Annotated in this window: 21 protein-coding genes; 12 read left to right on the top strand and 9 right to left on the bottom strand. The window is 59.1% G+C overall.

Features of this window, described 5'->3' with window-relative positions; translation table 11 throughout:
* The first annotated feature begins 43 nt into the window (after positions 1–43).
* The 4 genes from ACZ5C7_RS08240 (at position 44) to ACZ5C7_RS08225 (ending at position 2,844) form a co-directional block, all read left to right on the top strand.
* Positions 44–1,036 carry an ABC transporter ATP-binding protein gene (locus ACZ5C7_RS08240; protein ID WP_464375854.1) on the top strand — a complete coding sequence of 331 codons (993 nt, stop codon included), beginning with the start codon at positions 44–46 and terminating at the stop codon, positions 1,034–1,036.
* Positions 1,029–1,820 (top strand): ABC transporter permease subunit, encoded by a 792-nt coding sequence (locus ACZ5C7_RS08235; protein ID WP_464375853.1) that lies wholly within the window; start codon positions 1,029–1,031, stop codon positions 1,818–1,820. The genes ACZ5C7_RS08240 and ACZ5C7_RS08235 overlap by 8 nt, the downstream gene beginning before the upstream one ends.
* A 101-nt stretch (positions 1,821–1,921) precedes the next feature.
* Positions 1,922–2,365: a hypothetical protein gene (locus ACZ5C7_RS08230; protein WP_464375852.1), complete on the top strand. Its 444-nt coding sequence runs from the start codon at positions 1,922–1,924 to the stop codon at positions 2,363–2,365.
* Between the two features lie 236 nt (positions 2,366–2,601).
* A complete protein-coding gene (locus ACZ5C7_RS08225; protein ID WP_464375851.1) occupies positions 2,602–2,844 on the top strand; it encodes a hypothetical protein in 243 nt (80 codons plus the stop codon).
* Between the two features lie 90 nt (positions 2,845–2,934).
* On the opposite strand, the gene ACZ5C7_RS08220 is transcribed toward ACZ5C7_RS08225, so the two are convergent.
* Both ACZ5C7_RS08220 and ACZ5C7_RS08215 read right to left on the bottom strand, forming a co-directional pair.
* Positions 2,935–4,014 (bottom strand): A24 family peptidase, encoded by a 1,080-nt coding sequence (locus tag ACZ5C7_RS08220; protein WP_464375850.1) that lies wholly within the window; start codon positions 4,012–4,014, stop codon positions 2,935–2,937.
* 528 nt (positions 4,015–4,542) lie between these two features.
* On the bottom strand, positions 4,543–5,304 hold the full coding sequence (locus tag ACZ5C7_RS08215) for an IclR family transcriptional regulator (RefSeq protein ID WP_464375849.1): 762 nt from the start codon (positions 5,302–5,304) through the stop codon (positions 4,543–4,545).
* Positions 5,305–5,753: 449 nt separating this feature from the next.
* Between ACZ5C7_RS08215 and ACZ5C7_RS08210 the strand changes: the two genes are divergently transcribed.
* From ACZ5C7_RS08210 to ACZ5C7_RS08195, 4 genes are read left to right on the top strand one after another with little or no spacing between them, the layout of a single operon-like run.
* Positions 5,754–7,724 (top strand): 3-hydroxyacyl-CoA dehydrogenase/enoyl-CoA hydratase family protein, encoded by a 1,971-nt coding sequence (locus ACZ5C7_RS08210; RefSeq protein ID WP_464375848.1) that lies wholly within the window; start codon positions 5,754–5,756, stop codon positions 7,722–7,724.
* Between the two features lie 3 nt (positions 7,725–7,727).
* A complete protein-coding gene (locus ACZ5C7_RS08205) occupies positions 7,728–8,918 on the top strand; it encodes a thiolase C-terminal domain-containing protein (protein WP_464375847.1) in 1,191 nt (396 codons plus the stop codon).
* Entirely contained in the window at positions 8,915–9,463 is a 549-nt protein-coding gene (locus ACZ5C7_RS08200; RefSeq protein WP_464375846.1) for a Zn-ribbon domain-containing OB-fold protein, read from the top strand. The genes ACZ5C7_RS08205 and ACZ5C7_RS08200 overlap by 4 nt, the downstream gene beginning before the upstream one ends.
* Complete coding sequence (locus tag ACZ5C7_RS08195; protein WP_464375845.1) at positions 9,460–11,136, top strand: long-chain fatty acid--CoA ligase; 1,677 nt, start codon at positions 9,460–9,462, stop codon at positions 11,134–11,136. Before ACZ5C7_RS08200 ends, ACZ5C7_RS08195 begins: the two co-directional genes overlap by 4 nt.
* 275 nt (positions 11,137–11,411) lie before the next feature.
* Here ACZ5C7_RS08195 and ACZ5C7_RS08190 read toward each other — a convergent pair whose 3' ends face one another.
* The 4 genes from ACZ5C7_RS08190 to ACZ5C7_RS08175 all read right to left on the bottom strand — a co-directional run bounded on the left by ACZ5C7_RS08190 (position 11,412) and on the right by ACZ5C7_RS08175 (position 15,680).
* Complete coding sequence (locus ACZ5C7_RS08190; protein ID WP_464375844.1) at positions 11,412–11,864, bottom strand: MaoC family dehydratase; 453 nt, start codon at positions 11,862–11,864, stop codon at positions 11,412–11,414.
* Between the two features lie 137 nt (positions 11,865–12,001).
* On the bottom strand, positions 12,002–13,333 hold the full coding sequence (locus ACZ5C7_RS08185; RefSeq protein ID WP_464375843.1) for a methyl-accepting chemotaxis protein: 1,332 nt from the start codon (positions 13,331–13,333) through the stop codon (positions 12,002–12,004).
* Positions 13,334–13,541: 208 nt separating this feature from the next.
* Complete coding sequence (locus tag ACZ5C7_RS08180; RefSeq protein WP_464375842.1) at positions 13,542–14,399, bottom strand: branched-chain amino acid ABC transporter permease; 858 nt, start codon at positions 14,397–14,399, stop codon at positions 13,542–13,544.
* Positions 14,400–14,402: 3 nt separating this feature from the next.
* The gene (locus tag ACZ5C7_RS08175; protein ID WP_464375841.1) at positions 14,403–15,680 is read right to left on the bottom strand and encodes an ABC transporter substrate-binding protein; all 1,278 of its coding nucleotides are present in this window, start codon (positions 15,678–15,680) and stop codon (positions 14,403–14,405) included.
* 126 nt (positions 15,681–15,806) lie between these two features.
* On the opposite strand from ACZ5C7_RS08175, the gene ACZ5C7_RS08170 reads away from it, so the two are divergent.
* The 4 genes from ACZ5C7_RS08170 to ACZ5C7_RS08155 all read left to right on the top strand — a co-directional run bounded on the left by ACZ5C7_RS08170 (position 15,807) and on the right by ACZ5C7_RS08155 (position 20,005).
* A complete protein-coding gene (locus ACZ5C7_RS08170) occupies positions 15,807–16,835 on the top strand; it encodes a branched-chain amino acid ABC transporter permease (RefSeq protein ID WP_464375840.1) in 1,029 nt (342 codons plus the stop codon).
* A 13-nt stretch (positions 16,836–16,848) separates the two neighbouring features.
* Positions 16,849–17,625, top strand: a complete 777-nt coding sequence (locus ACZ5C7_RS08165) for an ABC transporter ATP-binding protein (protein WP_464375839.1) — start codon at positions 16,849–16,851, stop codon at positions 17,623–17,625.
* Complete coding sequence (locus ACZ5C7_RS08160; RefSeq protein WP_464375838.1) at positions 17,622–18,338, top strand: ABC transporter ATP-binding protein; 717 nt, start codon at positions 17,622–17,624, stop codon at positions 18,336–18,338. Before ACZ5C7_RS08165 ends, ACZ5C7_RS08160 begins: the two co-directional genes overlap by 4 nt.
* Before the next feature lie 341 nt (positions 18,339–18,679).
* Entirely contained in the window at positions 18,680–20,005 is a 1,326-nt protein-coding gene (locus tag ACZ5C7_RS08155; protein WP_464375837.1) for an RNA-guided endonuclease InsQ/TnpB family protein, read from the top strand.
* Positions 20,006–20,479: 474 nt separating this feature from the next.
* On the opposite strand, the gene ACZ5C7_RS08150 is transcribed toward ACZ5C7_RS08155, so the two are convergent.
* From ACZ5C7_RS08150 to ACZ5C7_RS08140, 3 genes are all read right to left on the bottom strand, one after another.
* A complete protein-coding gene (locus tag ACZ5C7_RS08150) occupies positions 20,480–22,435 on the bottom strand; it encodes a GAF domain-containing sensor histidine kinase (RefSeq protein WP_464375836.1) in 1,956 nt (651 codons plus the stop codon).
* Between the two features lie 250 nt (positions 22,436–22,685).
* Positions 22,686–23,075, bottom strand: a complete 390-nt coding sequence (fer, locus tag ACZ5C7_RS08145) for a ferredoxin Fer (protein WP_464375835.1) — start codon at positions 23,073–23,075, stop codon at positions 22,686–22,688.
* A gap of 162 nt (positions 23,076–23,237) precedes the next feature.
* The gene (locus ACZ5C7_RS08140; protein WP_464375834.1) at positions 23,238–24,419 is read right to left on the bottom strand and encodes an anion permease; all 1,182 of its coding nucleotides are present in this window, start codon (positions 24,417–24,419) and stop codon (positions 23,238–23,240) included.
* Between the last annotated feature and the right edge of the window lie 115 nt (positions 24,420–24,534).

Below are 24,534 nucleotides of genomic sequence, written 5' to 3'. Positions count from 1 at the left end.
CCGGCCAGCCGAATTTATCACCTGTGGGATGGAACCAATACCCATGGGTTCGATCGACGTCGACGGTCTGACGAAGGATTACGGCGAAGTACTCGGGGCCGACGACCTCACCTTCACCGTCGAGGAGGGCGAGATATTCGGATTTTTAGGCCCGAACGGTGCCGGCAAAACCACGACGATAAGGCTCCTGCTCGGGTTGCTCGAGCCGACAAACGGGACCGCTCGAGTGCTCGGTGCGGATATTCGCGACGAGGGTGCCCTCATCGAGGCCAAACGTCGACTCGGCTACCTGCCGGCGGATCTGGGCTTCGACGAGAAGGCGACCGGAGAACGAGTTCTCGAGTACTTCGGCTCGATTCAGGGCGACGGCCGGCGCGAGGAACTCCTCGAGTTGTTCACGCCGCCGCTCGACCGGGAGATTCGGGAGTACTCGAGCGGAAACAAGCAGATGCTCGGGCTCGTCCAGACGTTCATGCACGATCCCGACCTCGTCATTATGGACGAGCCGACGTCGGGACTCGACCCGCTGAAACAGGAGCGGCTCCTCGAGTTTCTTCGAGCCGAACGCGACCGCGGAACGACGATCTTCTTCTCCTCGCACGTCCTGAGCGAGGTTCGGCGCGTCTGTGACCGCGTCGGGATCCTCCGCGAGGGGAGACTCGTCGCCCTCGAGGACGTCGAGAGCCTGCTCGATCGCGGCGGGAAACAGGTCCGGCTTCGACTCGCTGAATCCGCGGACGGGTTCGAGCCGATCGGCGGCGTGGCCGAACTCGAGACGACCGGCCGGTCGATCACCTTCACCTACACGGGCGAGTACAACGCCTTGCTCTCGCATCTCTCGAGTTACGACGTGGTCGACGTGGAGATCGACGAGCCGGCCCTCGAGACCATCTTCATGCACTACTATGGGGACGCCGAGGAAGCCGAGGGTCGAGCGGACGCCGGGACGGTCGGCGGAATGGGTGACGACGGGACGGTCGGCGACGAAACGAGCGAAGTGCGTACGGAAGCGACGAGAGAGGAGAGAGATGCTTGAAATTGCACGCTACGAAGCCGAGCGCCGGCTTCGAGGAACGGTCGCGCTGGCGATCGGAATCGGCGTGCTCTCGCTGGCGTTCATCGGCTTTTTCCCCTCGTTCGCGGACGCCGACATCGACGAGCTCGTCGAGGCCTACCCGCCGGCAATGCAGGAGGCCTTTGGGATTCAAACCCTCGGGACGATCGAGGGGTTTCTCGCCGTCGAGGTCTACCAGTTCATGTGGTTGCTCCTGCTCGGCCTCTACGTGGCTTACGCCGCGGCGAACTCGGTCGCCGAGGACATCGAACGCGACCGGATGGATCTCGTCCTGTCGCTTCCGGTCTCTCGAGGCCGCGTCGTCCTCGAGACGTTCGCCGCCCTTGCTGTACCGGTTCTCGTGCTCAACGCCATTGTTCCGGTGGCCGTCTACGGCGGCGTCGTCGCCGTCGGCGAGTCGATCTCGGTCCAGGATCTGGCGATGGTCCACCTTCTCTCGATCCCCTACCTGCTTACCTGTACCGCGATCGGGCTCGTGCTCTCGGTGACGATGTCTCGAGCGGCCGTCGCGAACCGAGTCGCCATCGCCGTCGTCTTCGCCCTCTTCCTGATCGAGTCGGTCACCGCGGGAACCGACGAGTACGAGTGGATCGGCAACGTCAGTCCGACCCACTACTACGACCCGACCGAGATCCTCGTCGAGGGAACGTACGACCTGACCGGCGCGGTCATCCTACTGGTCGCGACCGCAGTGCTCGTGTTGATCGCTCGAGCGCTGTTCTCGCGAGGTGATATTGGTGGGTAACAGGAGAGAAACGATTACCTACTCACGAAGCCACCAGGTCCAATTATAATCGGTGTTGGCGAGTGGAAATATTCATCACAGAAGGAGGTATTAATGGAGATATGAAAAGGCGCGCCGTTATGGGGGCATCAACAGCCCTGGTATTACCGGTTTCGGGTTGTTTGAGTAGCTTTCGAGGGGGAACCACAGGCAGCGTACTAGGAGGTCTGTATCTCAACAAATTACCCGATATCGAACTGGTGGGAGAAGTCTCGATCATCGTCAAATACGACGGAGAAGTTGTCCACGTTTCCACGCACGAGTCAATGAATGATGGCGTCGATGACGATGATCTCGTGTCGGCGGACTTCCCCGATGAACCCAGCGAAATAACAGTTATCGCTCGATACGATAGTGAAAATTGGGAAGAGACGTTCGACGGCAGCGAGGTTGATGGTAACGATGATGAGACCTGTACTTACGTTGACGTCGGTGTCAGAAGGTCATACGTATCGATTAGCGAGCATACTTTCTCCCAATCCTGTTCGTCAGATGCGGACGACTAATCCCGGTCTTTTGACGCCATTTGTACCGAATATCTCAGTGTCTCGGGGTGCTACAAACCAAACATGGACAGCAACGAGAGACAAGCACCCCCTATACTGAATTGAGTCCTATACCTATCGAGGTTGTGAGAGATACCATCAGACTACTACTCGAGAGTCAGTGAAGAGAGCGTATAGAACAGGGACGAACAAAGAACTGCCGTGAGTGTTTTTACACTCGAGCGTGAGCCTCGAGTATGAGTCCGGCAAGCGGAGTTACCAGGTTGGCCGCGCTGGCGCGGGAACACCCCGTCGCGGCGGCGCTCGAGGCGGCGACACTGTTGGGTTGTGTGTTGTTGGTCGTCGGAACGTTCGTCGCGATCTCGAGCGGCCCGCCGACCGGCACGGGCGAACTGTGGCTCGGGATAATCGGCGGCGGCGCGGCGATCGTCGTGCTCTGGACGGTTCTCGTTCCGCTGTACGAACGGCTGCTCGGGTGAGGTCAACCGTACGAACGATCGTTCGGGTGAGTGCGACGGCTATTCGGTTCGACGAAAATAGCGGACCCTGTTTTCGGTGTCCGGTTTGGATTACCAGACGAACAGTCCGAACAGCAGGTCGCCGTACGCTAACGCGATCACCAGTCCGACGAACACCGGCACCAGAAACGGCGTTCCCGGCGAAATCCAGACCGCTTCCTCCTTGGTCAACGACTCGAGACCCTCACGCAGCGTTTCGGCGGACGTCCCGTAGGCCGCGTGATCGATCTCCTCGAGGAACGCTTCGGCACCCCACGGATCGGCGTTCTCCGGCCGAGCCTCCTCGAATTCTTCCGCTTCCTCCTCGACGAGCGCGTCTTTTTCGTCCTCGTCGAACGCCGTTCGTTCCGTCGAATCATCCGCAGTCGGCGACTCGAGGGACCCTCCGCCGTCGGTTCGAACCGCGGCGTCGACCGCACCGTCGGTCGGCGGATTCGGTTCCTCGGGGAGCGAGTCGGGATCCCGGTATCGCTCGGGATCCGATCGCAGCTCCTCGAGCGAGCAGCCCCGCCAGCGAAGGTACATTCGAAGGGCGTCCAGGTCGAGGCCGCCGAAGCTGAACACGCTCGGCGACCGGAGAAGCGTTCCGTGGGTTTCGGTCGTCCGATCCCACGAGATCGGCCAGCCGAGGAACATTACCGGTGCGATTCGCCCGGCGAGGGCGTTTCTCGCGGCGAGCGCGAGCGGGATCGCGATGCCGATCAGTACGGCGTTGGTGAGGATCGTAAAGGAGAACGTTCCAACTGGCGTCGTCGCCATCGGGAACTCCACGGAGCCGACGACGTACTGCGGGAACGTCGGAAAGAGCAACGCGAGCGTCATCAACGCCTTGGCGTCCGCCCCACCGAAGCCGCCGAACCACCAAAAGAGGTACGCCAGCGGGACGACGAACCCGAGGCTCACGGTCACCGGCAACAGGAATTGTTCGAACCAGACGGTCGAATCGGATGCGTTCCAGGCGAGCCATCCGTCCCAGACGAGCAGTACTGCGCCGAGACTCGAGAGCGGAATCCAGACGCCACTCGAGACGCGCCGAGTTTTGATATCTCGATATGCGACCCACGCGAATACCGGGACGGCGAGCAGCCGAAGGATATCGGGAAGTGCCGCCGACGAAACCGAACCTATCACACGACTCCCTCTCGAGCGAGGGGGCGTTATAGTTTCGGCCCGGCTAAACGGTACTGAGTCAGCTAATGTAAACAGCAACCGAAAATGACCGAATCGAGATGCTCCGATCCGCCTCCCCCACAAACATTTACATATAATAAAAAGGATACTAAGAGATATGATATCGAACGAGGTAGGAAGCGACGCAGACTGTGAATCGAATATCGGGCGTATATGTTAGAGCAACGAAGGCAATGATATCGGCAGTTGATCGCCATCTCTCCTCTATCGAGAATTACAATCGGCTAGTTCTCGAATTGGAGCGTATTATAACATAAATAATGGAATGGAGATATTATAAGGAGTTATCAGACAGTTTGTGTGGAGAATTGTGAGAGAGTAGAACGAGTGTAGGGTTTATAGATCTGTGTCAGTGGTACGATCGAATATTGGTAAGATATTTTTCTTTTTTCGATACCACTTTGATATCTGATATGATATTAGATACGTTATCTCGAGTTATGATACGCGACTCATCCCACCGCAGACCTACTGTCCGTATCGATACTTGATTCTGATCGTATCTGCTGACTCCTCCGCCTCCCGAAGCAGCGTCCGCTGGTAGGACTCGTTTTTCATCCGACCGGTCGGGACGGCGATGCCAATGCAGGCCTTCAAATCACCCTCGACGACGATCGGAACGGCGAGTAGTCCCATTCCGTTGACCTGCTGATCCCAATCGACCCCATAGCCCTGTTCGCGAATGTCCTCGAGTTCGTCGAGTAGCGTCGTTCTATCGGTGATCGTGTGGTCGGTTACCTGCGGAAGGCCGCGCGTCTCGAGGAACTCCTCGAGGCGGTCGTCCGACATGTGTGCCAGAATCATTTTTCCGGGCGCGTGCGAGTGAGAGGGAAGGGTCATGCCGGGATAAATTCCCAACTCGAGAGACTGATCTTCGAACTCCTCGTGGAGGATGACAGATTGGCCTGCCTCTTCGATCACGAGCGTCACTAGCTCGCCGGTCGCCTCGGTAAGCCGCTTGAGCTCTAACTTCGAAACTTGGTAGATTCTGCTCCGGTACTTGATTCGCGATCCCGTCGAGAGAAACTTGTAACTAAGCGAGTACACGCCATCCTGGTTGACGACGTAGCCGGTCGACTCGAGCGTGCGAAGGTACACGTGCGCAGTGCTTTTTGGAATCTCCATCCGTGTCGCTATTTCGGACGGGCCCGCCCCGTTGGTTTCCCAGAGGAGATGGATGACTTCGAACACCCGTTGGACCGACGTGAGCGATGGGGTCGACTTAGTCATGGTAATATGTGTCATGTTGGGCCGGTTAAGTGGTTCGATTATATTAGACGGAGATCATGCCAACATATACCACGAGCTCGAGTAAACCGATTCGTGACTCCGCATTAGCTCGACTACTCCCAACCGTCCAACTTGATTGGACGAAGTGGGGGTTAGAAGCGAGCATTGATTACAACCATAAGTCTGTAATGGATACCGACTCTGTCGTTTATTACATTATCTTTCCTGGAGAAGAACCGTCGTCGTCGACTAAGGCCAGGCGTCCAATCATAATGGACGTACGAGTTACGAGAGAACGAACGGTCCCCTGAGTCGCTATCCGAGCCACTATCGACAACGATCATTATCGACCGGTAGCAACGGATTACTCGGCGATAAACGCCAGGGGCGACGAACCGTTGGGCGTCGCTTCCAAAGATATATGAGACCCAAACACGCAGTTACCATTGATGACGATTGACACAGTGAGACGAGTCGCAGTTCTCGGCGCAGGAAGCATGGGTCACGGGATCGCAGAGGTCGCTGCGATCGGTGGCTACGAGGTGACGATGCGCGATCTCGAGGAGGATCTCGTTCAGGACGGCTACGAAAACATCGAGTGGAGCGTCGAAAAGCTCGCGGAGAAGGGGCGAATCGACGAATCCAGCGAGGCCGTCCTCGAGCGAGTCGAGACCACGACCGACCTACCCGAGGCCGTCTCGGATGCCGACCTCGTGATCGAGGCCGTTCCCGAGCAGATGCCGATCAAGAAGGATACCTTCTCGACGGTCGACGAGCACGCGCCCGATCACGCGATTCTGGCGTCGAACACCTCGAGTCTCTCGATTTCGGAAATCGCGACGGCGACCGATCGCCCGGAACAGGTTGTCGGTCTCCACTTTTTCAACCCGCCGGTGAAGATGGATCTCGTCGAGGTCATCCGCGGCGAGGCGACGAGCGAGGAGTACGCACAAGCCGGCTACGAGTGGGTCGAGTCGGTCGACAAGACGCCGATTCACGTCCGCAAGGACGTCCACGGCTTCGTCGTCAACACCGTCCTCGTCCCGTTCATGGAAGAGGCGGCCTGGATGCTCTCGAACGACGAGACGGACGTTCAGACGGCCGACGCGACGATGGTCTACGAGCGCGGGTATCCGATGGGCCCGTTCGAACTGAACGACTTCGGCGGCATCGACATCGGCTATCATTTCCGCGACGCCTCCGACCAGCCGGTTCCCCCCGCAGTCGCGGAAAAAGTCGAGAACGAGAACCTCGGAAAGAAGACGGGCAGAGGGTTCTACGACTACGAGGGAGGAGCGGACTCCCAAACGGACGGCGACGGCGTCGACTACGGCCCGACCGACGCCGGCGACTTCGACACCCTTCGAACCGAGGCGATCATGATCAACAACGCGGCGTGGCTCATCGGAAACGACGTCGCGACGCCCGAAGAAATCGATACCGGACTCCGCCTCGGCGGCAGTTTCCCCGAAGGGATGTGTCGGCGCGGCGACCGCGTCGGACTCGACGCCGTCCTCGAGAAGCTCGAGTCGCTATCCGAGGAGTACGGGGCAGACCGCTACGAGCCGTCCGACTACCTCGTCGAACTCGTCGAAGAGGGACACACCGGCGAGGACGCCGGAAAGGGCTTCTACGACTACCGGACGGACCCGCCGTATCACTACCTCGATTGGGAACTCGACGAGGACGGCGTCCTCGACGTGACGCTCGACCGCGAGGAGCGGCTGAACTCGATGTCCGAGGACATGTTCGCCGAGATCGACCGATTGCTGAACGACATCGACGTCGACGAGGTCAGCTGCGTCGTCTTCTCCGGCGCCGGCGATCGGGCGTTCAGTTCCGGTGCGGATATCACCGGCTTCACCGCGGGCGAGCCAGTCGACATCATGGACCCGGATGACGTGTTCACCACCGTCTACGAGTTCGATCGACCGACGGTCGCGAAGATCGACGGCTTCTGTCTCGGCGCGGGTATCGAGCTCGCGCTGGCCTGTGACATCCGGATCGGAAAGGAGGGTTCGACTATCGGCACGCCCGAGACGGACCTCGGCCTAATCCCCGGCGGCGGCGCAACTCAGCGCCTCGTTCGACTCGTCGGCGAGAACCGAGCGAAGGAGATGGTCTTCCGCGGCCTCAAGATCGGTGCCGAAGAAGCCAAGGAGTGGGGAATTCTGAACCATGCCGTCTCCGACGACGAGTTCGAGGACGTCGTCGACGACGTCGTTTCGGATCTCGTCTCCGGGCCTCCGGTCGCGCTCAAGGCCGCAAAGCAGGTCATCAACGAAGGCCAGGAGACGAGCCTCGACGCCGGCCTCTCGATGGAAAAGCAATCGTTCGCCCTGCTGACAACCACCGACGACATGCTCGAGGGCGTCACGGCGTTCAGGGAGAACCGCGAGCCGGAGTTTACGGGTGAGTGACCGATGACCCGCAACGTCGCGATCGTCGGCGGCGGGCAAACGTCGTGGGGCGACCGCGACGCCAGCTGGAAGGACCTCGCACAGGAGGGCGGCAAGGCGACGTTCGACGCCGTCCCCGATATCGGCCCCGAGGACATCGAGGGGCTGTTCGTCGGCGCGGTCCAGCCCGAACGGTTCGCGTTTCAGTCCCACGTCGCGCCGATGGTCGCGGAACTGCTCGGCATCGACGTGACGAAGATGATCGCGCGCACCGAACTGGCTTGCGCGAGCGGTCAGGCCGCGCTCCGATACGCCTGGCTCGCCATCGCAGCCGGCCAGTTAGACGTCGCGCTCGTCCTCGGCGTCGAGAAGATGAACCTCGGCAAGGAGCAGATGCCCGAAATGCAGGCGTCGATGTCGAACGTCCTCGACCGGGAGTTCGACGGCGTCAACGGCCTCTCCGCGCCGCCGTTTTTCGCCTGGTACGCCCAGCGACACATGCACGAGTACGGCACGACCCGCGAACAGCTCTCGCAGGTCGCGGCCAAGAACAAGTCAAACGCCGCCAAGACGGACTTCGCACAGTTCCAGCGCGAGATCGAACCCGACGACGTCACCGAATCGCCCGAAATCGCGCCGCCGCTTCACCTCTATGACTGCAGCGGCATTACGGACGGCGCCTCGGGCGTGATCGTGATGAGCGAGGAGAAAGCTCGAGAGGTAACCGATACCCCCGCCTGGATCACCGGGAGCGGTCAATCCTCGATGGCGGGCAACTCGATCAACAACCTGCCATCCTACGACGGCTGGCCCCAGGCTCGAGAAGCCTCTCAGGAAGCCTACGATCAGGCGGGTATCGAGGATCCCCTCGAGGAGATCGACGTCGCGGAGGTCCACGACTGCTTCTCGATCAGCGAGATCATCGAGTACGAGGAACTCGGCTGGGTCGAACGCGGCGAAGGCGGCCAGTTCATCGAGGACGGTCGAAGCCATCTCGACGGCGATATCGCGGTCAACCCGCGCGGCGGCCTTCTGGGCTGTGGCCACCCGCTCGGGGCGACCGGCGTCTCGCAGGCCCTCGAGATCACGAATCAGTTCCAGGGCACCGTCTCGAGCGATCGACAGGTCGAGGACGCAACGACCGGGCTCATCCACAATTTGAGCGGCAGCGCATCGGTTCACAGCGTCATGACGCTGGGGCGTGATCCACAATGACGGAGCAACCAGACACCAACGATGCAGGCGGTTCGGCCGGATCGAGCGACTCGAGCGCCGGCGGCTCGGTCACTCGAGAGACAGTATCGATCCCCTCGGAGATCGAGCTCCCAGACCTACTCGATTTCTACGAACGACAGACGGCAGAACATACCCAGATTCACGAGTTCTACGAAAACCTCGACGACGGCAGGCTGACGACCACGCGCTGTCTCGAGTGCGGGGAGATCCACTACCCGCCCCGGATCGTCTGTCCCGAGTGCACGAGCGACGACCTCGAGTACGTGGACTTACCCCACGAGGGCGAGTTGTACGCCTTCAGCGAGTCTCGCGGCGGCACGCCGCTTGGCTACCACGACACGTCGCCGTTCGTCGTCGCTATCGTCGATCTGGGCGAGGTCAAGCTCTCGGCGCGGATCGACGACGCCAGATACGACGACCTCGAGATCGGCGATCCAGTCTCGCTGAAGATCGTCGACATCGACGACGGAACCGACCGGGAGCGGGTCTTTTATCGCTTCGAACCACGAGGTGAAGAACAATGAAAGACTACGAACTTACGCTGCAGGTCATGCTCGATCGGGCGGTCTCCCAGTTCGGCCACAAGGAGATCGTCTCCGAAGAAGCGGACGGAACGACTCATCGCTACACCTACAGCGAGGCCGAAGACCGTATCTGCCGGCTCGCACACGGGCTCGACGAACTCGGCCTCGAGCTGGGAAGCCGAGCGTCGGTGATGGCGATCAACCACCACCGCCACTACGAACTGTACTTCGGGCTCTCCTGTAGCGGCCGGAGCATCCACATGACGAACCACATGCTCCCCGAGGAGCACATCGTGGAGATCATCAACGAAGCCGAAGACGAGGTCGTCTTCGTCGACCCCGAGTTCGTCGACATCGTCGAAGCCGTCGCTGACCAATTAGAGACGGTCGAAGAGTACGTGATCCTCGACGACGAGATTCCTGAGACGGACCTCGAACCGGTCCAATCATACGAGGATCTGCTCGAGGGGCAAGACACCGACTACGAGTGGCCCGAAATCGACGAGGAACGCGAGGCCGGAATCTGCTATACGTCGGGCACGACGGGACTCCCAAAGGGTGCGGCTTACACCCACCGCGGGCTCTACCTCCACACGCTCACCCACAGCCACGTGGATGTCTTCAAGATCAGCGAGAACGACGTGGTCATGCCCGTCGTCCCGATGTACCACGTCAACGGCTGGGGGCTCCCCTACACCGCGACGTTCTGTGGCTCGAAACTCGTGCTCCCGGGGCCGAAAACCAGCTCCGAGGAGACCGCGGCACTCATCGACCGCGAGAGCGTCACCGTCACCGCGGCGGTGCCGACGGTCTGGCGCGAGATGGCGAGTTTCTACGACGAGCGCGACGACGTCGAACTCGAGAGCCTCGACCGCGTTCTGACCGGCGGCAGTTCGCCGCCCGAGTGGCTCATGGAGAAGTTCGACAAGGAGATCGAAGCGCCGATCCACCAGGGGTACGGCATGACCGAGGCGGCCCCGCACCTCGTGAATACGATGACGACCACCGAGGTCCGGGAGGAACTCGACGAGAGCGGGCAGTACCACCAGCAGATGAAACCCGGAATTCCCGCCCCCGGCGTGCAGATCCGCCTTCGGGACCAAGACGGCGAGCCGGTTCCCCACGACGGCGAGTCCTCCGGCGAGATTCAGGCCCGTTCCCCCTGGCTCATCGACGAGTACTTCAATCGGCCGGAACAGACCGCACAGTCGTTCACCGAGGACGTCCCCAAGAGCGAAGCAACCGGGGAGGCCGAAGACGCGTCTTCCAGACGGTGGTTCAAGAGCGGCGACGTCGGCACCATCGACGAGTACGGCTACCTCGAGGTCGTCGACCGACTCGACGACATCATCAAGAGCGGCGGCGAGTGGATCTCCTCGATCGAACTCGAGAACGAACTGATGGCCCACGACGCGGTCGAGGAGGCGACCGTCATCAGCATCGAACACGAGAAGTGGGACGAGCGGCCAGTCGCCTACGTCGTCCCGTCCTCGGAGGGCGTTACCGCCGGCGAGCTAGAAGAACACCTCCTCGAGCGGTATCCGAAATGGTGGATGCCGGATAAGATTCTCTTCCGAGAGGAAATCCCGAAGACGACGACCGGGAAGTTCAACAAGAAAGTGCTCCGCGACGACTTCGACGAGGAGTACGACGGGCTTCCGGTCGAGGAGTAAGGACCGTCGTCGAGGCACAAGACCGCTCTCCGAAATCGGTCTCGCTATATCAGGGATTATGTTACGATTGGAAGCGTCAGCTGAGACCGTCGATCGGAGTCGTGAAATATCCGCTGTGTGGCCGTTTGGAGGTCGTCCCGGGTCGCTCTCGAGATTTCCTCACTGGCGCGTGCGTCAGTGGTGTGGTACTTCCAGTCGGTCGGTACACTACCACGTCCTTCCAACACTATCGAACGCACCGGCGCCAAGCGCATCAGGGCGCCACCCGGCTGCGATCAGTCCCGATTCCGGCGCAGCAGGATGTTCGTCCCGATCCAGTTGAGTACCTTGTCGCCGTTCTGGTTGTACGCCCGGGACTCATTCCGGACGTAGCCGCGGTCGTCGCGCGTGGTCGACGGCTCCACCGAGAGAATCTCGTTTTCGACCGCCAGGGTGTCGCCAGCGTAGACGGGCGCCGACCACGAGAGTTCCTCGAGTCCCGGTGAGCCGATGCTGTCGCTCTGGGCGAGAAAACCGTCGACGAACAGGCGCATACAGACGCTCGCGGTGTACCAGCCGCTGGCGATCACGCCGCCGAAGGGCGTCTCCACGGCCGCCTCCTCGTCGACGTGGATCGGCTGGGGATCGTAGCGCTCGGAGAACGAGCGCATCTCCGCTTCCGGGACCGTGTAGCTTCCGAGGTCCCTGACAGTGCCTTCTTCGACGTCCTCGAAGTAGATCGTCGCCATCGCCGAGACGAAAGCACGCGGACGGTATAAAACGACCAGGTTAGTTGCGGCCGAGGCCCAGTTTCGATCGAGAACGTGAGACTCGAGGGAAATTCCGGTCGGCGGCTACGTACCGGGACGAAAGTACGCGTCGGAGACTATAGCTCGGACCCGAGCTCTTGGACCTCCTCGTGAACGTCTCGAACCTTCGTCTCCTGCTGATCGTTCGTCTCCGCTAACGTTTCGATTTCGTCCGCGACTTCTTCGATCTGCTCGACCGACGTGGCGAGCATCGTCGCAACTTCCTCGGCGGTCGCCGCCTGATCGTCCGTCGCTCCAGCGATCTGATCGATTCCCGTGTTCGCTTCCTCGGCGGCGGCCCTGATTTCGGACTGTTTGTCGTCGACCGTGCGAGCGCGTTCGACCGCCTCGTCGACGCGGCTGATCGTCGTCTCGACGCTGTCGATCGTCTCGGTCGTGTTCTCGCTGACGTCCTCGACGATATCCTCGATCGTCTCGACTTCCGCCTTGGACTGATCGGCGAGCTCTTTGACCTCGTCCGCGACGACGGCAAATCCTTCGGCCCCGGAATCCACCTGTGCGGCCTGAATGTTCGCGTTGACGGCGAGCAGGTTCGTCTCGTCCGCGATTCCGTCGATTACGTCCACCACTTTATCGATTTCGACGATACGCTGCTCGAGGGCTCGGGTGGACTCCGAGAGCGTATCGGTCGCCTCGCGGACCTCGTCGATCATCGAGACGATATCGGCGGTCGCGTCCTTGGACTCCTCGGCGAGTTCCGTCGCCGCCTCGCTCTGGGAGCTAACTTCCTCGGCGCTCGCAGAAATCTCTTCGACGGTCGCCGACAGCGACTCCACCTCGTTTCGGACCTCGACGAGGTTCTCGACCTGCTCCGTGGCGAGTTCGTCGACGTCGTCGGTTATCTCCGCGTTCGTTTCTGCGGCGGCAAGCAACTCGTCGACGGCCCCGTCGACGGTTTCGCTGATAGCCGTCTGGATCTCCTCGAGTTCGTTGCGCTGGTCGACCAGATCCGTTACGATGGTGATATACTCGAACGCGCCGATAGAGTCGCCGTCGGGCGATCGAAGCGGGACGCCTGCCGTGCGGATGTGCCACTGATCGTCGGGCGGGCCACCGGATCGGATCTGCTCTTCCTGAATGGGGGCACCTTTTCTTGCGATTTCCTCCGCTAGCGTCTCTTCGACGCCCTCGGTTCCGATTACGTCCAATGCTGGCTCTCCGATCGCCTCCGCGTTCGAGACACCGGTCAGTTCCGTGCTTGCGTCGTTCCAGTGCGTGATCGTCCCGCTATCGTTGACGACGAGTATCGGTTCCGGAAACTCGTCGACGACTCCTTCGAAGAGGGTTCGCCAGAAATCGCGTTCCGCTCGCAACTGTGCGTTCTCGCCTTCGCCTTTCGCCTCGTCACGAGCGAGTTGATCCGGAAGCAACAGCTCTCTGCTAGTCATTAGCGCACCTGTTGGTAGACCGAAGGAATATATCTACCGGCCGAAACGACCGCGGGCGGAGCCGGTTTCGAGCGAATCCGCACTAAATAGAGTTCGCTCGAGCGGAAGCTATCTCGAACAGGAACTATCTCGAACGGAGTACACTCAACGAAAGCGAACGGGATTCTGAACGAAATTCGATACGGACGGATCGAAGGAAAGAGCGGCGTTAGTGGGGCAGTTCCCGCCCGTAGAGGCCGGTCGGCTTGTAGATCAATACGAGGATTATCACGATCAGTGCCGTCATGCCGCTCAGCCGCGGCGAAATGGCGGTCGTCGTGAACACCTCGAGAAAGCCGATGACGTACGCGGCGATGAGACTGCCGCGAATGGAGCCGATTCCGCCGAGGATGACGATCGCGAACGCCAGAACCAGCGGCATCATTCCCATGTCGTAGGACGCGGCTCGGAAGGTGCCATACATGACGCCCGCAGAGCCCGCGAGGAGACCCGCCACCGCCCAGACCAGAAGCGTGATCTGGTCCGTGTTGATGCCGACCAGAGCCGCGCCTTTTTCGTTCTGTCCCGTCGCGATGATCGCCTGTCCGACTTTCGTGTGATTGATGAACACGAACAACCCGATGATGAACAGCCAGGAGATGACGAAAATCAGCAGGTTGTTATAGAGAAACGAGACGCCGCCGATAGACGTACTGCCGGCGAGCATCGAGGGAACCGATCGCGGATCGGTCCCGACGGCCGCTCGGAACGAGTACTCGATGACCAGCCAGGCCAGAAGCGTGATGATCAACACGTTGATCGGGTCGTCCGTGTGCTTGACGAAGACGGAATGCAAGACGACGTGAAAGAGCGCTCCCATTACCGTCGCGACAGCCAGTCCGATCCAGACGCCGTATCCCAGTCCGGCGACGAACCAGGCGGTAAACGCACCGACCGTAATGGTCCCACCGTGGGCGAGGTTCGCCTGCCCGGCGACGCCGAACACCAGCGTGAACCCGATCGCGATGAGCGCGTACAGCGAGCCGAGGATGAGCGTGTTCGCGACGATACCGACGATGTCAACCATTCGTTAGAACCACTCTGGTTCCTGATAGTCGGCCGTCGACAGGTCCTCCGGGTAAATCACTTCCTGGATGCCATCTCCGTCATCGTCTTCCTGCCACTGGAAGTTGACCCGTCGGAGGCGGTCCTCCCCGAACTGGGCGTCGTGCGGGAACTCGTCGCCTTCACCGTTGAACGCGACCGTTCCGCGCGTCCCCTCGTACGTGTGCGACGCGAGCGCCGGCACGATCGTTTCGGAATCGGTCGTCTCCTCCTGTTCGACCACTTCGGCCCACATCTTGATGCCGTCGTAGGTGGCGTAGGAGAAGGCGTCGTTCGGATAGACGCCGAACTCGTCGTAGTAGTTCTCGGCGAACGGAACCGTCTGTTCGGTGAGTTCCGCGGTGTGGACACCCGGCGTGTTGCTCATCGCGAACTCGGTAGCGCCGTCGAACGCCTCGTGTGCACCGGGGTCGTTGATCTGGGAGATCAATCCGGCGACCGCGAACTCCCGTTCCTCGTCGCGCCACTGAATCTGTGCGGGCCCTGCGGTGTGGGCCATGCTCATCAGGACGGCGTCGGCGTCTTCTCCCTCGATGCTATCGAACATCGGCGTGAAGTTGTCGGTGTCGCCGGGATAGCGCTCGTTGTACGGAACCTCGATCCCCTGCTCTTCGAGCAAGTCCGGGAGGTCCTCCGAAAACGGCTGCGTCCACTCGAACTCTTCGTTGAGCACGGCGACCCGATCCCACCCTTCCTCTTCGTGCATGTAGCCGGCGAACTCCGCGACCGACTCCACCCAGAGGACCCCGTTTCCGTAGGGACGGAAGTGGTACTTGTACCGTTCGTAATCGTCCGCGAGGTACCGCGAAACCTCCGGGGACGTGTTTCCACCGCTGATGTGGACGACCTGGTGTTCCGCGATGTTTTCCATGAGGTCCAGCATGACCTCCGTCTGAAACACGCCGGCCGTCATGTCGACGTTGTCGTCGACGACGAACTCGAGGTACCGGTCCTCCGCGGTCGTCGGCGACCCTTGGTAGTTTGCGACGTGAAGTTCGACCTCCTCTCCGAGCACCCCGCCGTCGTCGTTGAGTTCGTCGACGGCCAGTTCCGCTGCGTATTCCTGTGCCGTTCCTTGCGGTGCACTTCCCGGTTCGAAGGCGAGGAGCCCGATCTGGACCCCGTCATCGCCGTTCCCGCCGTTTGAACCACCGAGACACCCTGCAACGGACATCGTTGCACCTGCACCAATCATTCCGACAAACCGTCGTCTGTCGATACCCTGGGTTGCGTTATCACGCATAATAGTTGGGATGACCAGCCTCCTAAATAAGTGTGTTGGTAACATACCATACTCCACAAGTCAACATTGGACAACAAGTTATAAATACAATGTTGCGTCTTCTCTAACGAGAGGGTAAGTGATGACATGACACGTCTGGATCTCGAGCCGCGACAAGCAGTGGGTATCGTCTGTCTGGTAGGGTTAGCAGCTGCGCCGTTTTTGCTCCCCGTTCTCACATTACGCCAGCTTACGGGTGCGTTGTTTCTCGGAATGTTCGCGATGAGTTGGGACTACGTCTCGGGGTACACCGGTCAGCTCAGTTTCGGACACAGTATGTTCTTCGCGACTGGCGGGTATACGGCGGCGCTTTTTAATCTCCACTTAGACGTCACACCCCTGCTCGCGATCATCATCGGAACGATTGCGGCGGGTATTCTCGGCATCGTTATCGGTGTTCCCGCGCTTCGGCTTCGAGGACCGTATCTCGCGCTCATCACGCTTATCGTTCCGCTCATACTGGTCCAAATTGTCAACATCTTCCCGGGAACGCTCGGTGGAGAAGCCGGACTTCGAAGTCCCGAGAATCTGATTTCAGTCGGCGATACGCTGGCATCGGTTCTCTCGACGATCGGTTTCGAAACGCCGTTCGATCAAGAGGTGTTCGTCTACTATTATATTAGCCTCCTGTTGTTCCTGGCGATATTCGCCCTGTTTTACGTCTTCACTCGCTCGTACGTGGGGGACATATTTACGGCGATTCGAGAAGACGAGGACGCGGTACTCGCCTCCGGTATCAACCCCGCGAAGTTCAAGGTCTTCGCCTTCACGATGAGCGGTGCAGTCGGCGGCCTCGCAGGGGCGGCGTTCGTCCACACGCCGGTCGGGAATCCGAATCCCGGACTCCTGTTGGCGGTCGTCGTCAGTATCGAAGTCGTCCTGATCGCCATTCTTGGCGGGATGGGAACGATCACGGGTCCCGCAGCCGCTGGGATCGGCTACTACTTCGTTCGAGATTTCCTCCAGTCGACCGTCAGTCACGTCTCGATGGTGATCTTCTTCTCGGTCGCACTCCTTGTCCTGTTTTTCCTTCCGAAGGGAGTCGTTCCGTGGCTGGCCGACCGGGGACGCAAATTGCTCGCGTGGCGAGACCAACGCGGAAAGCCGACCACTTAACGGGGAAATATCAATGAGCTCACAATCTACACAATCGACGGACGGGACAGCAACAACGGACGACGTACTCAGACTCGAGAACGTGACAAAGCGCTTCGGCGGCGTCGTCGCCGTCGACGATCTGTCGTTTTCGGTTCACGAGCGGGAAATTCTCGGATTTATCGGGCCGAACGGAGCCGGCAAGTCGACGACGTTCAACTGCGTCTCGGGGGCGTTTCCGCCGACCGACGGGACGGTGTACTATCAAGAAGAGGACATCACTGGCGTTCCACAGTACACGCTCGTCGAGAAGGGGTTGGCGCGGACCTACCAGACGTTTCGGCCGCTGGAAGACCGAACTGTCCTCGAGAACGTCTCGCTCTCGATGATGCCCAACAAACTGGCATCCTTCTCGGAGTTCCAGACCGACATCGAGGATCGGGCCAAAAAGATCTGTCAACAGGTCGAGTTAACAGAGTACATGCACCAGACGCCGGACGAACTCCCCCACGCCGGCATGTTGCGACTCGAGGTCGGGCGCGCTCTGGGAACCGAGCCCGACCTCCTGCTGGTCGACGAACCCTTCGCTGGACTCACGCCCGAAGAGATCGACCGAACCGCGTCGCTGTTCCGGTCGCTTCGCGAGGACGGAATGACGCTCGTCGTCATCGACCACAACATGCACGGTCTCTTAGACCTCGTCGATAGGGTCGTCGTGATCTCGTTCGGCGAAAAAATAGCCGAAGGGAGCCCCGAGGAGATTCGAAACGATCCAACGGTACAGGAAGCCTATCTCGGAGGTGAACTATGAGCACGTCGTCACCCGAGACCGTTCTCTCGGTCGAAAACGTATCGGTGTCCTACGGGAAAGTACAGGCGCTCAACGACGTCGATGTCGACGTTCGAAGCGGCGAAACCGTCGCGGTCATCGGCCCCAACGGTGCGGGAAAGTCGACGCTCGTCGATACGATCGGCGGGTTCCACGACTACGAGGGGAGCATCCGGTACAACGGAACGGAGATTTCCGACTCGTCGACGCCGGCGCTGATCGACGACGGCTTGTTCTACTGTACGGAGCGACGGGACCTGTTCGACTACATGAGCGTCGAACAGAACCTTCGACTCGGCTCGTACCTGAACGACGAAGGCGAGGAAGAACGACTCGCTGACGTGTTTGACCTCTTTCCACGACTCGAGGAGCGACGATCACAGGAGACCCAGTCGCTGAGCGGGGGCGAAAAGCAAATGCTCTCGCTCGGGCGAGGGTTGATGAGCGATCCCGAATTTCTCATCCTCGACGAACCCTCGATCGGGCTCGCGCCGGTTATCCTTCAGGACATCAGCGAAGCGCTCGAGTCCATTCAGAAACTGTCCGTCGAAATCCTCATCTGCGAACAGAACATCACGTTCGCGCTCGAACACGCCGATCGACTCTACCTGCTCGAAAACGGCGGAGTCCGACGAACGGGAACGCCGGACAGCCTCGAATCGGACAAGTTCATCGAGACGTACATCGGCGGGTAGGAACGCTTCAGGCGGTCGGTCGTAGTCTTTTACCGGTTCTCACCCCCAGTACAGCGATCACTGGTACCCAGTTAGAATCGGTCGCATCAGAGTTTGCTGTCCGAACGAACGGAGAACCCGTGTCGACGAAATCGGTTTCTCGAGGGTTTCTAAAGCAACTCGAATCGACCGGCGGAGACACGTGCTTTTAGCTGAAAAAGAGGGCGCTAAGCCCCCGTCCTCAAGGAGCGAACGAGCATATGCGAGTGAGCGAGTAGGGCGGGGATACACGTCCGCACAACTTTCAAACAACTCTATCAAAAGGATTAACTAACTACAACCACTAGCAGAGAGTAAGTCGCATGGAGTACAGTCCACGATACAGACTCTTTCCCACGACCGAACAGCGTGAGAGCCTCGAGTGGACTCGAAACATCGTGCGACAACTCTACAACCACGCACTCCACGAGTTCAACAACATTCCAGAAGCCGACGGAACGCTTCGACAGCGCGTCTGGCAAGTCCGAGACGAACTCCCGCAACTCAAACAACAGTGGACAGACCTGAAACAGGTCTACTCCACTGTGTTGCAGAAAGCTGTCGAACGCATTCGCACCAACATCAATAATCTCGGCAAACTCAAAGCCAAGGGATACGACGTTGGCTCGTTGAACTGGAAGTCGCCGCGAGAGTACAGGAGTTTCACGTATCGGCAATCGGGCTTCGAACTCGACAAGAAGAGTGGCCCGCGAAACCGAGCAATACTCCGCGTAAAGAAAGTCCGTGGCGACACACTGGAAATCCCGATCCGCCTTCACCGTGACCTTCCCGAACACGACGCTATCAAGGAAGTCACGGTAAAGAGAGAACCGACAGGAGCGTGGTTCGCCTCGTTCTGCATCAGCACGGGCGAATCCGAGAAGCCCAACCCTGACGGTATTGACGCTGCAGATACCGTCGGCCTCGACCTTGGTGTTCTTAACTTCGTCCACGACTCGGACGGACGCTCCATCGGACGACTCGAGTTGTCCAACGAGCGAGAACGGTTGGAACGCGAGCAGCGGTCACTCTCGCGCAAACAGTACGAGTCTCGCAACTGGGAGAAGCAACGGCGTCGAGTTGCTGCGGTTCACGCTCGCATGTCGAACAAGAAGCGCGATTACAAGCACAAACTCGCGCATTTCTACACGACGGAGTACGACGCCGTGTTCGTCGAGGATTTGAACGTGACGTCGATGCTCGAATCCGATGGCAATGCGCGGAATAAGGCTGAAGTTGGCTGGCGTGACTTCATCACGATTCTCACACACCACGGTCGAAAGAACGGGTGTCACGTGGTCGAAGTTGAGCCGCGTGGCACGACGAAAGAGTGCGCCAAGTGTGGTGTAGAGACTGAGAAACCGCTCTGGGTTCGAGAGCACTCGTGTCCGTCATGTGGGTTCGAGGTGGATCGGGATTGGAATGCAGCATTGAACGTGAAATCGCGTGGGTTGGACAAACTAGGAGTGGTTCACTCCGAAGCAACGTCCTCAGAACCTCACGGTTCTGATGGGCTGCGAAAATCGCGTAGCGATTTTCGAACGTCTGTGGAGACTGCAACCGCTGTGGATACACTTTCCGTATCTGCAAGTCGTGTCGTCGAAGCAGGAAGCCCCTGCCTCAAGGAGCCAGCTTCTGCTGGCGAGTAGGCAGGGGTAGTTCACACCGTCTCCGCCCCAGCACAGAAATCATATTCTAGTACATTTTTATATTCTGGTAGTTAGAAATCAATGTGGGTTCGTGAACACGCACTCTATAGCTGAAGATACGTCCGTAATGGCCCTATAGACTTCTCTCGAGAGAAGTGGAAGGGACTTGGTAACCGTTTGTGGATCCGTTCGAGAGATACACAGGTATCGATATTCTTCCAACATAGACGATATCGGTCGTATTATTTCGCCATACTATTACAAATGTTCCCATACTTAGAAAATATTGACCAAGTACCGAAATCCCTCTTTTCATGGTTGTGTCTAGATATAAATTACCAATAGCCAATTTTAGTATGTGATGTGTGCCGGACCATACCGGCGTTCGAAATCCGAGCGAAACGGCGGACATTCGGGTATCGATCCGCGAACGTTTCCATCGACTTCGCGTCGGTCCAAGTCGCTACCCCAGAGCTACGGTGACCGCTCGTGAGAAACCGGGAGCGTAACCGTAAACGTCGATCCCTCGCCGGGAACCGAATCGACGGTGATCCGCCCGTCGTGGCGTTCGACGATCCGTTTACAGAGGGCGAGTCCGATGCCGCTCCCTTGCTGGTCGTCAGCGGTCGGGAACCGCTGAAATACCTGGAAAATACGACTTTCGTTACCGGGATCGATCCCGACGCCGTCGTCTTGAACGGTTAGTTTCCATTCGTCTCCGTCCCGTCTAGCAGAGACATCGATCCGCGGTGGATCCGCTCCGGAATGCTCGATCGCGTTGCTCAAGAGGTTCTGAAACACCTGCCGTAACTGATTCCCGTCACCTTCGATACGCGGAAGCGAATCCACCGTGATTCGTGCGTCGCTCTCTTCGATCTGCACTTTCAAATCTTTTCGCGCATCCGCGAAAACGTCGTCCAAATCGACCAGATCGAACGAATCCCCCCGAGTTTCGACTCGAGAGTACTCGAGGAGTCCGTCGATCATTTCGCACATCCGCTCTGCGCCATCAACCGCGAACTCGAGGAATTCGCGCCCGTCTTCGTCGAGGTCGCCCCCGTATCGCCGTTCGATCAGGTTCAGATAACTCGTCACCATTCGCAGGGGCTCCTGTAAGTCGTGACTCGCCGCGTACGCGAACTGCTCGAGTCGTTCGTTCGACCGCTCGAGTTTTCGCTGGTACTCCTTTTGCTCGGTGATATCGCGAAAGTACAACGAGACGCCGGTTTCCGACGGGTAGATGTTTCCCTCCATCCAGTTCCCGAGCGGTTCGTAGTAGTGTTCGTAATTCGTCGGCTCCTGGGTTTCCATCGCCGTCTCGAAGCTCTCCCGAACGTCGTCGTCCTCGGCCGCCTCGGGAAACATCTCCCAGAGGGTGTTCCCGAGGAGTTCTTCCTCGGAGTACTGGAGGAGGTCCTCCGCCCGGTCGTTGACGAGCGTGTATCGAAGTTCGTCGTCGAACGCACAGAACGCATCGTCGATCCGACCCAGTATCTCCTCGAGTTGGCTCTCGAGTTCTTTGCGATCGGTCACGTCAACCAGTGCACAGACGGCACCATCGAAGGACCCCTCGTCGTCAAATAGGGGGGTACAGTGGACGGACAACCAGACGCGCGTCTCGTCCGTTTGCGTGATGCCGATGATATCCCCGGTTACCGGTTCTTCCGTCTGCTTCGCACGCGAAAACGGAATTTCGACCGACGAGACCTCGTTCCCGTCCCGATCGGCGAAGTTCCACGATTCGTCGTGGACGCTCGTCGGAAAGTGATCGGACGACCCACCGAGAAGGTCCTTAGCACACTCGTTTGCAAAGGCGATTGTCCCGTCCGCGTCGACAGCGGTAATGCCGACGGGACTCGTCTCGAGGATTCGGTCCGCGTGTCGTTTATCGCGATGACGCGTCTGTCGTGGCCCGTCGAGGGCCGAAGTGAGGATACTGGCGACGTTTTCGACGAAACGAGCATCGTCCTCGGTGAAACCACGGGCGTTCGTCGAGTAGATACCGAGAACGCCCCACGGCTCGTCATCGCAACCGAGCGAGACGGAGATTCCGCACGTAATATCGTGTTCGACGAGGTCCGAAGCGACGGAAAAGCGGTTCTCGGTTTCGAGATCAGAAACGATAACCGGTTCGTCCGAGCGAAGCGTGTGCCCGAACTGCGACCCCGGCGTCGCCGGCAGACTCGAGGTCTGGACCACTTCATCGTCCCACCCGATGCCGTCTCGAAAAGACAGCGTCTCACCGGCCGAACCCGATTCGAGAACGTGACAGAATCCCGCGTTCAGCGACGTCGTAATCGCTTCAATGGCATCCTCGAGTAACTGATCGGGGTCATCGTTCTCGAGTGCTTGTGTTCCGAGGTCGGTAACGAGTTCCCGTTGGTGAACCCTGACCTCGAGTTCCGTTCTGGGCTTCGATGACGAACCCATTTTACGGTCAGTACTGGCTGGTCACGGTAAAGTCTTGCCGCGGTTATCCGGCGCGTTTTAATTCCGTGTGATGCTACCGGATTTTGTACACACGAGTGTTCTTCGGTGTCGTAATCATCCTCGACGACGAACGGGTCGGTCAAAGAGAGTAAGACTCAATGCTCCAGACTGGCGGACTGCGTCGAATAATAAAGCGGGATCGCGAGCGATCCCGGACTGCGTCTAGAGACGCCGGATACGAGTGCGGTCGTTAAATGACGCGGTTCTGCAGGTAGTCGAGGTGTTTCGCGTTGTAGACAATTCTGACTTCCTCGGTTTCAGCCGAACCGATACAGGTCAGGACGACGTCTTTCTCCTCGACTTCTTCGTCGGAGAGAATCTGTTGCATGTCCATCTGGATTTCGCCTTCCTTGATGATGGCCGCACAGTTTGCACACGCGCCTGCTCGGCAGGAGAAGGGCCAATCGTAGCCCTGTGCCTCTGCAGCCTCGAGAATGTACTCGCCTTCGGCGACATCGAGGGAGCCGTAATCCTCATCGTCGAGACCGGCGTCAGCCGCGTTCTCGAAGAGGTCGTCGTCGTCCATCTCCCATCCCTGGTCATCTAACACTTCGTAGTTGAGGTATTCTACGGTGGGCATCAGGCGGTGATTCGAGTCCCGCACTGGTATAGCTTGCTGTTCAGTCCTAAATTGTCTTTCACACAGGACTGGAAGGTATCCACCGGTTAGGTCGTTGATCGTGGAGTTCTCAGGCAAGTATTGGGTCAGAATGAAAAATATAGGCAGAAATAACGCGCACGGTTAGAATCCGAAGATCGGAACGTATTGAAACGTGAAGAAAGCTCCCGTCGTCGAAATGATCGGAACGACGTTTTGCATGAGGATCACTCGAGCCGTCGTCGACGGGTTGAACAGATCGGAAGCTTTCGGAATGTCGCTGACTTCCTCTTCGCCGATTTCCGGGGACGGTTCACCTTCCTCGTCGGCTGTGAGCGCACCGACCGAAACCGCCGTTTCTTCGCCTCGAGCCGCCTCCGAAAGGCGAGTCGTTCGGGTTGCACGGCCCCAACCCAGTCCGACGATGGACATGGTTGCGATCACGACGAAACTCGCTGGAATCCCGATCGCCGAGAGTCCGATAACGATCGTCGAACTGATGACGGCCACGACGACCGCCGCGGTCAGCGGCAAGTTGGTGATGTCGTTGCCGAGCGTGTCGAGCGTTCGGCGGGCGATGGTAAACGCACCGATCGCGACCGCGATCGAACCGATGATGATGGCGGGATCCTCCGCGAGTTCGCCGCTCCCAACGAGCGGTGCGACGGCGTTCGCGATATTGCTCGTTCCCGAACTGAATCCCATAAGACAACCGATGATGATAACGACTATCGAACCGGTCCACTCCCGCTTCGAGACGCCGGTTTCGACGTGTAAGCTGGGAACGTATCCCGAGGTATCGATCCCGATCAGGGCCTCCTCGGCGGCGTTCCCTTCGATAGCCACCCACTCGTTGATTCGCGTGTAGAAATACCGGCCGACGACGCCGCCGATCCAGAAGCCGATGATGGGCGCGACGATCCACCAGATGGCGATCTCGCCGAGGACCGCCCAGTTGAGTTCGCCCGTTGCCAAGCCGAGCGCGGCGATCGCGCCGACGGCGGTCATCGACGTGGAAGCCGGAACGCCGGCGTAGTTTCCGATGAAGAGCGCGCCGCCGATGAAAAAGAGCACGGCGACGTTGGCCTCGAGGGTGAAGATGGCCGTGCTCGTTACCAGTTCGTTCCCGAGCGTATGGACGACCTCCCGTCCGATGGTAAATGCGCCGATTGCGAAGAAGATAGACATCAACGCCGCGGCGATTCCTTTCGAAAGGATATTTGCACCGACGGCAGGCCCGAATGCCGGGCCGGTCGTTGCACCACCGATATTGTATCCGACGAAGGCTGCAACGAGAATTCCGACGAGTAGCAGTACTTCTGTCACGTCTATAAAATAGATCGTGAAGACCTAAAAGCACGTGTATTTGTGTTCGACGCTGACTGGTTCAGATCGAAGAGTATTGAGAAGATACCCCACAGAAAGTGCCGGGTGAGTCGTT

This window comes from Halostagnicola alkaliphila, assembly GCF_055379965.1.
The sequence above is the reverse complement of the archived record's forward strand: the minus strand, read 5'-3'. Positions and strand labels throughout refer to the sequence as shown.